We start from the raw sequence: 13,399 nt of genomic DNA on the forward strand, positions 1-13,399 counted from the left end.
ACACCCGGCCCCCCCCCATGGCGGCCAACCCCGGGCCCTCCGCCGCCCCCCCCCCCACCCGCGGGGGCTTTGGGGGGGTTCTTCCCACCGGTTGCCCCCCACCCCACCCACGCCGATGGTCACCGGGGCCGGGTCCGGTCAGCACCGGCCGCGGTGCACAGCCGGGGTGGTGTCAGGAACCGTTCGCGGTGCGCTTGCGGGCCACCAGCATCGAGGTCCCGCCCGCGCCCAGCAGCCCCATGCCGGCGACGCCGGCCCAGGCCATCTGGCTGCTGTTGCCGCCGGTGGCGGCGAGCTCGGCACCGGCGTTCACGCCGCCCTTGGGCGTGGCACCCTGCGCGGCCGCGGGCTTCGGGGTGGTGGGCTGCACGGGCGACGCCTTCGGGGCGCCGGCCTTCACGCCGGTCGCCACGCCAACCTTCGTACCGGTCTTCACGCCGGGCTTCACGGCGACGTTCTCGGCCTTCTGGCCGGCGGGCGCCTTCGTGCTGGAAGCCTGCGTCGGTGCGGGCTCGCGCGTCTTGCAGTCCGTCTTGTGGTCGGTGTTGTCGACGGCGAGGCAGTCACACTCGGCGGCGACCTTCTGGGCCTTCTGGGCCTTCTTCGCCTGCTTGGCCTGCTTGGCCTCCTTGGCCTCGGCCGCCTTGTCGACCTTGTGGGCGGTCCGCGCGTGATCCTTCAGCGCTGCCGTGGATCCCTCGGCCTTCTGCGCGACGGGGGTCCGTACGCCCGAGGCGTCTCGAACCGCAGGCTTCTTCGCTATGAAGCCGACCGTCTCACCACGGAACTTCAGAGCGACCGTGCCGTCCGCCGACGTCACACACGTCACACCAGCCCGCATCAGCTCAGCAAGCTGATCGGTGTACGCGAACACGGGCTTGCCGCCCCGCACGTCCACCTGCTTCACACCGAGCTGCGCGCCCCACCGCTTGAGCTGTTCCATGGCCTGCCGCTTGGCGGCGGCGGCCGTGGACTCGCGGTCGGCCTGAGACGACTGCTGCCGCGGCTTCTCCTTGGCCCTGCCCTCGCCGCTCGCGACGGCGCCGCCACGGCTGCCGTCGGCGGTCTCGCCCGCCCGCTTCTGGCGGCTGTCGTCCACGCCACGCTGGCCGGTCTTCTTGCTGCCCGACTCGACAGCACCGGACGTCCCGCTCGCGGAGCCCTTCGCGGTCCCGTTCGCGGAACCCTGCACCGTGCCCTGCGCGGACCCCCTCGCTGTGCCGTTCGCGGAGCCCTGCACCGTACCGTTCGCGGAACCCTTCGCCGTGTCGGCCCCGTCCGCCCGCTCCACCGGCGCGGGTGCCGGGCTGTCGGCGAACGCGGAGCCCGCTCCCGGGATGATCGTGGCCGCCGCGATACCGGAGACAGCGACGATCTTCTTCATCGGTTTCACGCGCGTGCGTGCGTGCTTTGCCATGTAAGCGTCCTTCTGCTCTATGCGACGTGCTCGGTCCTCAAGGTGCTTGTGCCGAGCACGCGTCGGTCCAGAGGGGCAGCGCCCGCCGCCCCAGGGCAGGAGTCAGTGACCCCTGCCCCGGGCGAGAGCCAGTGACCGGCGTTCCTCGCGGCCCCGCTTCGGGTCTGCTGTGCTCAGTGGGGGACGGTTCAGCCGACCGGCTTGACCTTCATCGCCGTCTTGGCGTTGCCGGTCTTGGCGGCCTTCTTGACGGTGCTGGCCTTGCTGACCTCGGCGACCTTCTTGTCGGCCTTCTTGGCCTTCTTGGCCGTCCCGGCCTTCTCGGCCGCGGTCAGGTCGATCGCCTTCTTCACCGTCGTGGAGTGCTTGGCCTGGGCCACGGAGGGCTTGGCGTCGAGGACGGGCGCCGGGCTGGCCGCCATGGACACGCCGCCCAGGGCGAGCGTGGCGCCCGCGACGGTGGCGGCGACGACGGCGATGCGCTTGCTGATGTTCATGGATGGCTCCAAGTGACGTCGGTGTTCGCTGTCTTGCTCTGACGTCGAGAAACCTAGCCATGAAGAGATTTAGGGCATGTATCGGAAATACATGAACAACGCTCAGCTATCACCATCAGCGACAGTCGCTGTCCGGATCGCGCCACGAAGGCGGGACGCGGGCACTCCGGGCCAGGTCCACCCCGTCGCAAGCCAGTTGGGGAGCGCCGAGGGTACGCCTCGAACCCCTAACCCCCAGGGGGTAGGGGTGAGCGCAGCCGCCGATGACACGGACGCACCCGTGCGAATGTTGCAGAAAGTAGGGGGACTTACGCCACGCCCCGTAAAGGCGAGCTAACAGGCCGGTCCCCAGCCCCCAGCCGCAACCCTCACCCCTCCGCCCTCACTCCTCAGCCCTCAGCCGCAAGCCGGTTCAGCCACTCCGTCAGCAACTGCTGTTCCGCGCCGCTCAGCTTCGTCTGATCCGGCAGTACGGCGCGCAGCGCGCAGGCCGCTCCCGCCGGGCCCGCGTCCCGTACCGCAGGGCGCTCGTTGGTGACGGCGGTGACCATCGACTCGCGCAGTGTCGTCAGCAGGGCCGGGTTGCGCCGGTCTTCGCGCAGGGACAGCCAGGTGAGCACCGCGCCGCGCGCCGTCGCGTGGATGATTTGTGCCGCCAGGTCCTCGTCGACGCGCAGCCAGCCGCCCGCCGCGAGGCGGCGGATGCGGCCCATCAGGATCTCCATCCCGGCTTCGAACGCGGCCGAGTCGGTCCGGGCGGGCTCGGTGTACATCAGCGTGAACAGCGCGGGGTTCGCCAGGCCGAACTCGACCGCGATGTCCCAGCCGCCCCTGAGGTCCTCGATCGGGTCCCGGGGGTCGGGGTCGACGTGCTTGGTGGCGAGGAACGCCACGAAGCCGTGCTCGGCGACCGCGTCGAGCAGCCCGTCCTTGTCGCCGAACAGCCGGTAGATGGCCGGCGGCTGCAGGCCCGCCGCGTCGGCGACCGCGCGGGTGGTGACCGCCTCGCGCCCTCCACTCGTCAGGAGGCCGATGGCTGCCTCGATCACCCGCTGCCGGGTCTGCTCCCGGGCCGGGGGCGCGGTATCGGGCTTGGCGGCGGGACTGTCGTCGCCGCCTGCGGCACGTGGACGTCGTGAAGGCATGAATCGATGATACCGCTCTCATGATTCCATCGTTATTATCAGTGTTACCGTTGCAGCAGTATCACTGGAATCAGCTGTGCACGGGAACGCGCGGATACGCGCGGAAACCCACAGAAACAGGAACTGGAGCACACCATGATCATCATCACCGGAGCCACCGGACAGCTGGGCCGCCGCATCGTCGAGAGCCTGCTCACCCGCGTACCGGCCGGGCAGGTCGGCGTCAGCGTCCGCGATCCGCAGAAGGCGAAGGCCCTCGCCGACCAGGGGGTACGCGTACGCCAGGGGAGCTTCACCGACGCCCGCGGCCTCGCCCACGCCTTCGAGGGCGCCTCGCAGGTCCTGATCGTTTCCGTCGACAAGATGGGCGAGGAGTGCGTCAGCCAGCACCGGACCGCCATCGACGCGGCCGTGGCGGCGGGCGCCCGCCGCATCCTCTACACCAGCCAGATGGGCGCGAGCGCGACCTCCCGCTTCGAGGCGTGCCGCGACCACGCGGCCACCGAGGACGCGCTGCGGGCCGGCGGCGTACCGTTCACCTCCCTCCGCAACGGCTTCTACGCCGCCAGCGGCGCCCACTTCCTCGGCCACGCCCTCGACTCCGGGCGCCTCGAACTGCCCGCCGACGGGCCCGTCGCCTGGACCGCGCACGACGACCTCGCCGACGCGGCGGCGGCCGTGCTGGCCGACGAGGGGCGCTTCGAAGGCCCCACGCCGCCCCTCACCGCCGGCGGGACGCTCACCTTCGAGGAGATCGCCGCGGTCGCGAGCGAGGTGACGGGCCGGACCATGACGAGGACGGTCGTGCGCGACGACGACTTCCGCGACCAACTGGTGGGCCAGGGACTTCCGTTGGAGCGCGCCGACCAGTTGCTCGGCATCTTCGCGGCCGCCCGCGCGGGCGAGTTCTCGGCCGTCGACCCTACACTGGCGACCCTGATCGGCCGCGAGCCCCGCACCATGGCCGACGTACTGCGCGAGCAGCTGTCCAAGAGCTGACTCGTCCGGACGGCACCGGCCGCGGCCGGGATCGGATCGGACACGTCGCCAAACAGTGCGCGATCGATGCGAGTTGGCGCGGTGGCTGGAGGCGGTCAAGCTCAGCTACAGAGTTGTTCGCGGCACGAACAGATGGACCCCTCGGGCACGTACGTAGGTGGGCACGTCCCGTCATCCGGCGCCGCGAGCGATGCGGAACCGCCACGCCCGGCACGAAAGGTCCTGCGCGCCATGAACGACATCCATACGGTGGTCCACGACCGCGCGGGTCTCGCCGAGGGCGACCTGCCTCCCGACCGGCCCACCCACGAACGACTCGTCCGGGCAGTGCTCTCCTGGCAGGACACCGCTCCCCTCCACCCCGCCGACTACGAACAGATGGGCCTGCTCCTGAGCGGCGCCGCGCACGTGGTCGCCGCCGAACTCCGCCACCGCGTGGACCAGTTGGGGAAGGACGACAGGCGCGGCCACATCAGCCGGATCGTCCTCAGCGAGGCCGAGAGCCGCCTCTCCCAGCCGTCCCGGGGCACCCTTCACGGCGTCCAGCACCAGGCCCGCCTGATCCAGGCCCTGTACCAGCGCCTCGACCACCTGGCCCCCGGCCGCACGAGAGCCGACGGCAACGGCGGCCGGCGCTTCTAGCCGTACCACGCGCCCCCCAGTACTGGGGCCGGACCGGCCCCAGCGGGCTGCCCGGCCCCGGAGACAGCCGGACCCGGTAAGACGGCTACCGGGTACGGCTGTCACTGACGCACGCGCACAGGCACGGCACAGGCACGCCCCCGACGAGGACGACGAGGACCAGGCGTCGGACTCACCCGTGAACGGCGGTGCGCACACGACCCGATGAGGCCGCCCCGCCCAACTTACCGTGGAGTAATGTGACGGGCGTACGCCCCGGACCACGCATGACGCACCGGTCCGGGGCCACCCGGACCGCCCGAGTCCGGGACCATCCACGGAGGCGCCATGTCACTGTCCTCTCGCTCCCCCCTCTACCTCGCCGGGCTCCTCGCCGGGGCGGCCGCCGCGCACGCCGCCGTGCCGAAGCAGTTCGACGCGATCGTCCCCCGCGCCCTGCCCGGGTCGCCGCGCGCCTGGACCTACGCCAGCGGGGCCGTGGAGCTGGCCCTGGCCGCCGGGATCGCGCTGCCGCGCACCCGGCGCAAGGCGGCGCTGGCAGCGGCCGGTTTCTTCGTCGCGGTGTTCCCGGCGAACGTGCAGATGGCCGCCGACTGGCGCGACCGCCCGGCCCCGCAGAAGGCGGCGGCGCTGGCGCGCCTCCCGCTCCAGGCGCCGCTGGTGTTGTGGGCCCTGAGCGTGGCGCGGCGGCAGGGCGACGCCTGAGCGGACGGAAGCGGGGCGCCGGTGCTCCATCGGGTGGACCGGCGGTCCGCGCCGCTGCGTCCTCACTCCGCCCCGACAGGTACTTTCATACGATTCCGGCATGGTTTATCACGCTTACGTCACCGCCGACGTGCACGGAATCATCACCCAGTGGTCCCCCGGTGCGGAACTCCTCTTCGGGCACAGCGCCAAGGACGCGGTGGGCCGGTCCGTGGAACTGATCGTCCCCGAGGAACACCGCGCGGCCCACAGCGCCGGGTACTCCAGGGCCATGGAGGACCCGGCCCTGAGCGAGGTCGTCCTGGACGTCCCCGCCCTCCACTCCGACGGCAGGACCCTCACGAGCCCGGTCCGGCTGATCGTCCTCAGCGACGCGCTCGGTACGGCCCTGGGCGCCCTGGCCGTCTTCAGCAGCGAGGGCACCACCGGGGTCGGCCTCGCGTCCTGAGTCCTGCGGCCCGAGGCCCGGGGCCCGGGGCCCGAAGCCTGACGGGCGGCTCCGCCGCGAGGGTTAGGGCCTGTGCGGGACGAGTACGCGCGGCGCGCCGCGCGTCCGGCCGCCCACGCCAAGGTGAGCACCCGGCTCTCCCTGATGCGGCGACCGAGCGGGCATCCGGCCCCGACGCCCGGGGAGCACAGCCCCGTTCACCTTCGGCGGATTCGCCCACGGCGTAGATCACTGGTGCTCGCTGCCGGGATTTGCTGAGGTGGCCGCATGGAGACTCTGGTTCTGGGTGGAACGGCGTGGCTGGGCCGGGAAGTTGCCCGGCAGGCGGTGGAGCGCGGGCACGCGGTGACGTGCCTGGCGCGGGGCGAGAGCGGGGAGGTCGCGCCGGGGGCGCGGCTGGTGGCCGCGGATCGTGCGTCGGACTCGGCGTACGAGGAGTTGCTCGACCGCACGTGGGACGTCGTGGTCGAGGTGTCCTGGCAACCCGCCTTCGTACGCGGCGCGTTGGCCGCGCTCGGCGGGCGGGCCGGCCACTGGACGTACGTGTCGTCGTGCAACGCCTACGCCTCGCACGCCACCGTCGGCGCCGACGAGTCGGGTGCGACTCTGGAGCCGACGGCGGAGGAGCGGGTGGACCGCGGCCTGTACGGCGAGGCGAAGGTCGCCTGCGAGGTGGCCTCGCGCGAGGCGGTCGGCGACCGTCTGCTGATCGCGCGGGCCGGGCTGATCGGGGGGCCCGGAGACGTCAGCGACCGCTCCGGGTACTGGCCGGCGCGCGCCGCGCGGGACCCGCTCGGCCCGCTGCTCGTGCCGGACGCCGATAGCGCGCCCACGCAGGTGGTGGACGTGCGGGACCTGGTGTCCTGGATCCTGGACTCGGCGGGGGCGGGGACCACGGGCACGTACGACACGGTCGGTCCCGTCGTGCCGTTCGGCGAGTGGATCGAGCTGGTGCGGAAGGTGGCGGGGCACACCGGTCCCGTCGTGCGCGCCGACGAGCGGTGGCTGCTCGACCAGGGCGTGGCCGGGTTCATGGGCCCGGAGTCGCTGCCGATGTGGCTGCTCGAACCCGGCTGGGAGGGCTGGTCGGCCCGCAGCGGCGCGGCGGCCGAGGCGGCGGGGCTGCGGCACCGCCCGCGCGCGGAACTGATCGCCGACGTACTGGCCTGGGAGCGGGAGCAGGGTTTCGCGCGCGAGCGGAAGGCGGGGCTGAGCCGGGGCAGGGAGGAGGAGTTGCTGCGGGCGCTGGGCGCGTAACCGCTCCTCAGGCTCCTCAGCTCCCGGCCGAGCGCTCCAGGGTCACCTCGGCGGCGCCGTCCAGCCTCTGGAAGGCCTTCAGGGTGTACCGGCCGGGGGCCGCGGGTGCGTGGTCGGCGCCGTCCCAGGTGCCGTCAAGCTCGAACCGGAACACCGTCCCGGCGACGACCTGCGTGCTCGCGGCCCGTACACAAGTGGGCCTGAAGTCGGGGCCGTTGGCCGCGTTGTACTGCCCGAGGTAGCGGGCAAGGAGCCGCTGCGCCTCCGTACCGGCCGGGTCCATCGCCGACAGGCCGCCGGGGAGGGGCGGGCTCGGCTCGACGGGTCCCACTCCGGCGCAGACCGGGACCGGGGCCCCGCCGGAAGCGGCGGCGGCCGGGACGGCCGAGGAGGCCAGGGGCACGAGCGCACAGGCGCCGAACGCCAGGGCGAGGGCCAGGTGGTTCTTCACGGGGGCGGGTCCTTCCGGGTGGGGCGGTTCACTGTCTCCTCCACTCAAGCGCGTCCGGACGGCCCTCGGGCGGCGCACTGCGCCATGTGGGTGAAGGCCGCGTGCCGCCGCTACCAGTGCGGGCCGTCGGCGACCTCGTCCAGGGCGTCGCGGTCGAGGATCCGGATCCTCCGGTAGCCACTGACCAGCACTCCTTCGGATCGCAGCGCGTTGAGTGCCGCGTGGACGGAGCGCTCGGACGTACCGCAGAGAGCGGCCAGGTCCGACTGGCTCAGCGGGAAGGGCAGGGTCCCGGCGGGATCGCCGTAGCGGTCGACCAGCACGCGGAGCACCTGGGCGAGCACGGCGCTCGCCGTGCCCCGCAGGCTCCGCCGCCGGTCGCGCGTCCGCAGGTTGGCCACCAGCCGCCGCAGCAGGTCCGCCGACACCGCCGGGTCGCTGCCGATCAGCTGCGCCGCGGTGGAGACCGGCACCACACGCGTCAGGACCTCCGTCCTGGCCACCGCCGAGAAGAGCGCCTCCAGTCCCGCCATGAAGTCGAGCGGGACGACGTCCCCGGGGCCGGCGAAGCCGAGCAGCGCGCGGTCCCCCCGGTCCGTGACCGCTTCCTCCGACACGAATCCGCTCAGGAGGACGTGGACGACCCCGCCGCGCTCCCCCTGCCTGAGCAGGATTTCTCCCGCGGAGTAGACGCGCGGCACTCCCTTCTCGACGAGGCGCGTGACCAGCGGTGACCGCCCGTCGTCCCGGACGACCGGCGCGTGACGGGCGTGCCCCGAGGTCCTGGAAGCGACTCGCTCCGCGCCCGGACCGGACGGTACCGCGTCCGGCTCGGGGCTCGACTCGGCCCGTTCTTCGGTGAGTTGCCGTCGCGCCTCGGTCCACAGCACGCGGTACGGTTCGTCCGCTCCTCCGAGGGCGCGCACGACCGACAGGAGCGTCTCCAGACGGGGCAGGCGGCGGGCGGCGAACATGTCCGAGAGCGTGGTGCGACTGACCCGCGGCTCGGTCCTGGCCTCGATGTCCCGGTAGGAAGGGGAGCCGGCGTCGCGGTGCAGCGCCAGCAGCGCCTCGGCCAGTTCGTCGGTCGTGCTCACGCCCCTCCTCTCCCGTGGGCTCCGTCATGTTCCATCAGGCGGCCGAAGTCCGCAATGTTGCCGTGTCCGGTCGGCCCGGGGGCCGTAGCCTCCTATGAATGCGCTTCGCCCGGGTGAAGGACTGTCACGTCCCGATGAAGCGCGCGAGTTGGGTGGGCCCGGCGTTGGCGCGCCGAACCCACCCTGTGTTCCTGGCTTCTTCTAGCTTCGTGGGCCGAAGGCCAGGTTCCCTGTGATCACGACCGCCCTCGTGCCCGCCGCGAGGGCGTCGTGCTGCGTGAGCACGAACCCCGCTTCGAGCGCCTCCAGTACGGTGCGGACCAGAGGCCACCAACCGTGGGGGCGGACCGTGTTGTTGATCCCGAGGTGGTCACACCCCGGGGCGCGCTCCCGGCCGCGGTGCGTCTCGCCACCGCCGCGGGGACCCTCCTCCTCGTCCAATCCGATCTCCTCGCACTCCTCGACACCGGGGTGTCGAGACCGTCAGCTCCTGACGGGGCGCCCTCGTCAGGAGAACCCACGAGGGAATCGGAACGGCGTGCAGGCATGCGCCGTGCTCATATTCACCGGAGGACAAGCGCGCTGTACAGAGTCGTCCGTGCGCGAACTGCGTCAACCACGGGTAAAGACAGGGAAGTTCAGACTTCTGTAGCCGGGGCGTCATGCGTTGTGCGTAGGGCTGCGGTCATCCTGGGAGCCTGGGGCACCGTTCCGGGCGCTCACCGCCCCCAGGCGTGCTCCTGGGCCACGGCGCCGCCGACCAGTGCGGCCAGCCTGCGGGCGCAGCCGAGGTGGCCGTGCTGGGCGACGCGCACGTGCAGGGTGTGCACGCCGGGGGCGGCCGTCGTCGCGAGCGGGACCTCCGCGTTGACCGCGACCTCCACCGCGTCGTACCCCGGGTCGCCGTAGGCGTCGAGTTCCGGCTCGTCGGGCCAGAGTCCGATCCACCGTAGGGAGCCGGGGCAGCGGCCGAGGGCGTGGGCGAGTTCGTCCACCTGGGGGCCGTCCGGGATGCCCGCCGAGAACTCCAGCGGGAGCAGCCGCCGCAACTCGGGCTGGCTGTGCGGCAGTTCCGACTCCCAGAGGTGGACGCCGCGGCTGTCGGGAGGGCGCACCATGGAGAACAGCGCGGTGGCGGCGGGGCCGCGCACCCGCTGGAGCGCGTCGACCCTGGTCACCGTGCCGTCGACGACGACTTCCTCCTCCCGGAACCGCAGCAGGTCGCGCAGCCGCCGGGCCTTCGCCAAGGCGTCGTCCAGGTCGTGGGTGCGGTACACGCGGTACGTCCGTGAAGGGCCCATGCTTCAACCGTCGCACGCGCGGCGCGCGGACGTACGTGACTTTCCTGACTCCGGTGCTCGATCATCCGGCGGATGGGACGCTGATGAGTCGTCCGTAGCGGCGTCCCGGGGCACCGGATTCCGGGGGACGTACGCGCACACGCCGGTCGTACGGGTACGCGTACGCCCGCCCGGCCGGGCTCGGCTCGCTGCCGCCGTCGATGTGCGTACGCGCTCTCAGCGTTCGTACGTGCCCGTCAGCCTCCCCCGGCCGAGGACCTGCGCCGTGACGGCGGGCAGCAGCTTGCGGGGGCGCACCCGTGCCACCGGGGTGCCGTCGGGCAGCGCGGTCAGCGGGGTGGCCAGGGCGAACAGCTGGAAGACGTAGCGGTGCGGGCCATGGCCCTTGACGGGGCCGGGGCCGTGGTAGCCGCGGCCGATTGTGGAACGCATCAACTGGACCCCGACGCCCGGGTGTTCGGCATCCAGGGCACCCTGCGCGAGGTGGTCGGTCGTCGGGTCGATCAGCGCGGCGGTGTGCACGACGGGCGTCTTGCTCAGGGGGATGTCGAGGTCCTCCATGACCAGCAGGAGCTGGGCCGTCCCGGCGGGCGGCGCGGTCCACGCCAGGTGGGGCGAGAGGTTGCCGCCTCCGGTGCGCTTCTCGCTGTGCTCCTTGGGCATCGGGCCGCCGTCGGTGAAGTCCTCGCTGCTGACCGTCAGCAGGTCGGGGCCCTGGAGGTTGGGCAGGTGCCAGGCGGCGCGGGTCTCGTCCGCACGGCTGTTGGCGAGGAGTCGGCCGAGCAGGGTCATCGCGTTGTCTCCGTGGTGTGCGTGGTGTGCGTGGTGTGCGTGGTGTGCTTGGTGTCTTGGGTGTCTTGGGTGTCGGTGATCATGGCCTCCGTACGTGCGATCACCGCGGAGGTGGTGGCGGTCTCGCCGAGCTTCGGGAAGACGCGCTCCACGCTGTGCCGATGGCACTCGGCGTCCGGATCGCTCATGGCGTCGACGGCGAGGACGACGTGGTAGCCGTGGTCGGCGGCGGAACGGGCCGTCGACTCGACCCCCGAGCTGGTCGCGATGCCCGCGAGCACGACCTGGGTCACGCCGAGGTCCCGCAGCAGGGTGTCGAGTCCGGTGTCGTGGAAGGCGCTGCGCCGCCGCTTGCTCACGAGGTGGTCGCCCCGCTGGACGTCGAGTTCGTCGACGAGGTCCGCCCAGTCGGGCGGGAGCGCGCCGCCGCCCGCTGCCGCCGTGCGCGTCGTCTCCGTACGGCCCGGCGCGCGGCCGGTCACGTTGACGAGGACCACGGGGAGGCCGTGCCGCCGGAACGCGGACGCGAGGCGGGCCGACTGCTGGACTGCCTCGGCGGTGCGGCTGTCGGGGTGGGCGGCGACGATGCCCTTCTGCAGGTCGATGACGACCAGTGCGGGCTTGGGGTCGATCGCGGTGAGTGTCATGGTGCTGGTTTCTCGAGTCGTTGGTCCGGGTGGTGCCGGTGGTTCTGGTGGTCTTGGGGATCCCGGTGGTTGTGGTGGTCTTGGGGGTCCCGGCGGGCCTGTTCGTCCTGGTGGTCCGGGTCGTCCGGTAGCCGGTCCGGGCCCTTCTGCACGTGGTCCCGACCGTCGCGGTCGGGGGCGTCCGTGCCGTCGGGGACGTCCGCACCCTCGGCGAGGCCCCGGGGGGCCGGGAGCCCCACCGTCGGTCCCGTACCGCGCCCCCGCATCAGGGACGCGAGTGCGGCGAGGAAGGCGAGGGTCGCCGCGAAGGCGAACACGATGACGAGCCCGGAGTGGAAGGGCCCCGCTATCAGGCCCGGGAAGAACTCCCCGCCGGTCAGCACCTGTTGCTGCGCCGCCGTCAGGTGTTCCAGGGCGCCGGTGGGCCGGATCAGGTGCTCGACCGGGTTGACGCCGAGCTGCGCGGCGAACAGCGATGCCACCGGCGGCAGGCCCGCCGCCTCGGCGGCGGCGGAGGCCGGTACGCCCTGGGCCTGGAGTCCCGCGGTGAGCGTCTGCGGGAGGCTCCCGGCCAGTCCGGCGATCATCAGCGAGAAGAACACCCCGATGGACACGGCGGTGCCCGAGTTCTGGAACGTGGCGCGCATCCCCGAGGCGACCCCGCGCAGCCGCGCGGGCACACTGCCCATGATCGAGGAAGAGTTGGGGGACGCGAACATGCCGCTCGCTATCCCGTTCAGCGCGATCAGCAGGGCGAAGGCCCAGTAGTCGAAGTCGATCGGAAGGGCCATCAGCCCCAGGAAGCTCGCCCCGAAGAGCAGTGCTCCGCCCGTCGCGAGGCCCCGCGAGCCCATCCTGTCCGAGAGGTACCCGGAGACGGGTCCTGCGGCCAGGAAGCCCGCGGTCAGCGGCAGCAGGAAGACGCCCGCCCACAGCGGGGTGTCGTCGTAGGCGTAGCCGTGCAGCGGGAGCCAGATGCCCTGCAGCCAGATGACGAGGACGAACTGGAGTCCGCCCCGGCCGATGGAGATCGCGAGTCCCGCCAGGTTGCCGAAGGTGAAGGCGCGTTGGCGGAACAGGCCGAGGTCGATCATCGGCGCCCGTACGCGCCGTTCGACGGCGACGAAGGCCACCAGCAGGCCCACTCCCCCGACGAGCAGCACCTCGACGAGCGGGTTGGTCCAGCCCATGGTGTGGCCGCCGTGCGGCTGGAGCCCGAAGGTGACAGCGACGAGTACGGCGCTGAGGCCCACCGCGAAGGTGATGTTGCCCCACCAGTCGATCCGGCCGCCGCCCCGCCGGCCGGTCTCGCGCAGGGTGCGGTAGGCCCACACGGTGAAGAACACCCCGACGGGTACGTTGACCCAGAAGACCGCCCGCCAGTCCCAGGCCGCCAGCAGTCCGCCCGCGACCAGCCCGATGAACATGCCTGCCAGGGCGGCGACTTGGTTGATGCCGAGCGCGAAGCCGCGCTGTTCCTGGGGGAAGGCGTCGGTGAGGATGGCGGCGGAGTTCGCGGTCAGCATGGACCCGCCGACGGCCTGGAGCAGGCGCCAGACGATGAGCCAGACCGCCGCGCGTCCGCCGTCGAAGGGGTCGAAGGACAGCAGGACGGACGCGAAGGTGAAGACGGCGAACCCGCTGTTGTAGATCCGTACCCTGCCGTACATGTCGCCCAGGCGGCCCACCGTGACCACGAGGACGGCCTGGACCAGCCGGTACCCCATGATCATCCACAGCAGATAGGCGATGTTGCCCGGTGCGAGCGGGTCGAGGTGGATGCCCCGGAAGATCGCCGGGAGCGAGATCAGGACGATGGAGCCGTCCAGCGCGGACATGAAGACGGCGGCGGTGGTGTTGGTGAGCGCGGTCCACTTGTAGCGGTCGTCGCCAGGTTCCGGGCGGCGCGCGGTGCGCGCCGGGGGAGGGATCTTCATCGCCTCTTGTTCGCCCCGCATCCTCGTCGGTGGGTGGGCACCTCGGCGCGCGCCGGGACGCGCC

At 72.3% G+C, this 13,399-nt stretch carries 14 protein-coding genes and 1 pseudogene; 5 read left to right on the forward strand and 10 right to left on the reverse strand.

The features are described from left to right. Positions 1-172: 172 nt before the first annotated feature. The 3 genes from ABT160_RS13830 to ABT160_RS13840 all read right to left on the reverse strand — a co-directional run bounded on the left by ABT160_RS13830 (position 173) and on the right by ABT160_RS13840 (position 3,059). Entirely contained in the window at positions 173-1,417 is a 1,245-nt protein-coding gene (locus ABT160_RS13830; protein ID WP_351647155.1) for a hypothetical protein, read from the reverse strand. Positions 1,418-1,605: 188 nt separating this feature from the next. Then, the gene (locus ABT160_RS13835; RefSeq protein WP_351647157.1) at positions 1,606-1,914 is read right to left on the reverse strand and encodes a hypothetical protein; all 309 of its coding nucleotides are present in this window, start codon (positions 1,912-1,914) and stop codon (positions 1,606-1,608) included. A 389-nt stretch (positions 1,915-2,303) separates the two neighbouring features. Next, entirely contained in the window at positions 2,304-3,059 is a 756-nt protein-coding gene (locus ABT160_RS13840) for a TetR/AcrR family transcriptional regulator (protein WP_351647159.1), read from the reverse strand. Positions 3,060-3,194: 135 nt separating this feature from the next. Here ABT160_RS13840 and ABT160_RS13845 point away from each other — a divergent pair, with 135 nt between their 5' ends. The 5 genes from ABT160_RS13845 (at position 3,195) to ABT160_RS13865 (ending at position 7,110) form a co-directional block, all read left to right on the forward strand. Beyond that, complete coding sequence (locus ABT160_RS13845; RefSeq protein ID WP_351647161.1) at positions 3,195-4,058, forward strand: NmrA family NAD(P)-binding protein; 864 nt, start codon at positions 3,195-3,197, stop codon at positions 4,056-4,058. 231 nt (positions 4,059-4,289) lie between these two features. Next, complete coding sequence (locus ABT160_RS13850) at positions 4,290-4,700, forward strand: restriction endonuclease (RefSeq protein ID WP_351647163.1); 411 nt, start codon at positions 4,290-4,292, stop codon at positions 4,698-4,700. A gap of 327 nt (positions 4,701-5,027) precedes the next feature. Next, positions 5,028-5,405 carry a DoxX family protein gene (locus ABT160_RS13855; protein ID WP_351647164.1) on the forward strand — a complete coding sequence of 126 codons (378 nt, stop codon included), beginning with the start codon at positions 5,028-5,030 and terminating at the stop codon, positions 5,403-5,405. Between the two features lie 100 nt (positions 5,406-5,505). Continuing rightward, positions 5,506-5,853, forward strand: a complete 348-nt coding sequence (locus ABT160_RS13860) for a PAS domain S-box protein (RefSeq protein ID WP_351647166.1) — start codon at positions 5,506-5,508, stop codon at positions 5,851-5,853. Between the two features lie 267 nt (positions 5,854-6,120). Next, positions 6,121-7,110, forward strand: coding sequence for an NAD-dependent epimerase/dehydratase family protein (locus ABT160_RS13865; protein WP_351647168.1), 990 nt, complete (start codon positions 6,121-6,123; stop codon positions 7,108-7,110). 16 nt (positions 7,111-7,126) lie between these two features. Here the strand turns inward: ABT160_RS13865 and ABT160_RS13870 are convergent, their stop codons facing one another. From ABT160_RS13870 to ABT160_RS13900, 7 genes and pseudogenes are all read right to left on the reverse strand, one after another. Continuing rightward, positions 7,127-7,561, reverse strand: a complete 435-nt coding sequence (locus ABT160_RS13870; RefSeq protein ID WP_351647170.1) for a cystatin domain-containing protein — start codon at positions 7,559-7,561, stop codon at positions 7,127-7,129. 110 nt (positions 7,562-7,671) lie between these two features. Next, positions 7,672-8,658: a Crp/Fnr family transcriptional regulator gene (locus tag ABT160_RS13875; protein ID WP_351647172.1), complete on the reverse strand. Its 987-nt coding sequence runs from the start codon at positions 8,656-8,658 to the stop codon at positions 7,672-7,674. A gap of 201 nt (positions 8,659-8,859) precedes the next feature. Further along, positions 8,860-9,099 carry a hypothetical protein gene (locus ABT160_RS13880; RefSeq protein ID WP_351647174.1) on the reverse strand — a complete coding sequence of 80 codons (240 nt, stop codon included), beginning with the start codon at positions 9,097-9,099 and terminating at the stop codon, positions 8,860-8,862. A 278-nt stretch (positions 9,100-9,377) separates the two neighbouring features. Next, positions 9,378-9,959: a hypothetical protein gene (locus ABT160_RS13885; protein ID WP_351647176.1), complete on the reverse strand. Its 582-nt coding sequence runs from the start codon at positions 9,957-9,959 to the stop codon at positions 9,378-9,380. A 216-nt stretch (positions 9,960-10,175) separates the two neighbouring features. Beyond that, positions 10,176-10,751 (reverse strand): YbhB/YbcL family Raf kinase inhibitor-like protein, encoded by a 576-nt coding sequence (locus ABT160_RS13890; RefSeq protein WP_351647177.1) that lies wholly within the window; start codon positions 10,749-10,751, stop codon positions 10,176-10,178. A gap of 98 nt (positions 10,752-10,849) precedes the next feature. Further along, a pseudogene (locus ABT160_RS13895) lies at positions 10,850-11,398 on the reverse strand (isochorismatase family protein); the annotation flags it as partial. Further along, positions 11,395-13,335 carry an MFS transporter gene (locus ABT160_RS13900; RefSeq protein ID WP_351647179.1) on the reverse strand — a complete coding sequence of 647 codons (1,941 nt, stop codon included), beginning with the start codon at positions 13,333-13,335 and terminating at the stop codon, positions 11,395-11,397. The gene ABT160_RS13900 and the pseudogene ABT160_RS13895, both read right to left, overlap by 4 nt. Between the last annotated feature and the right edge of the window lie 64 nt (positions 13,336-13,399).

The organism is Streptomyces sp. NPDC001941 (assembly GCF_040296945.1).
In the GTDB taxonomy this organism is placed as follows: domain Bacteria; phylum Actinomycetota; class Actinomycetes; order Streptomycetales; family Streptomycetaceae; genus Streptomyces.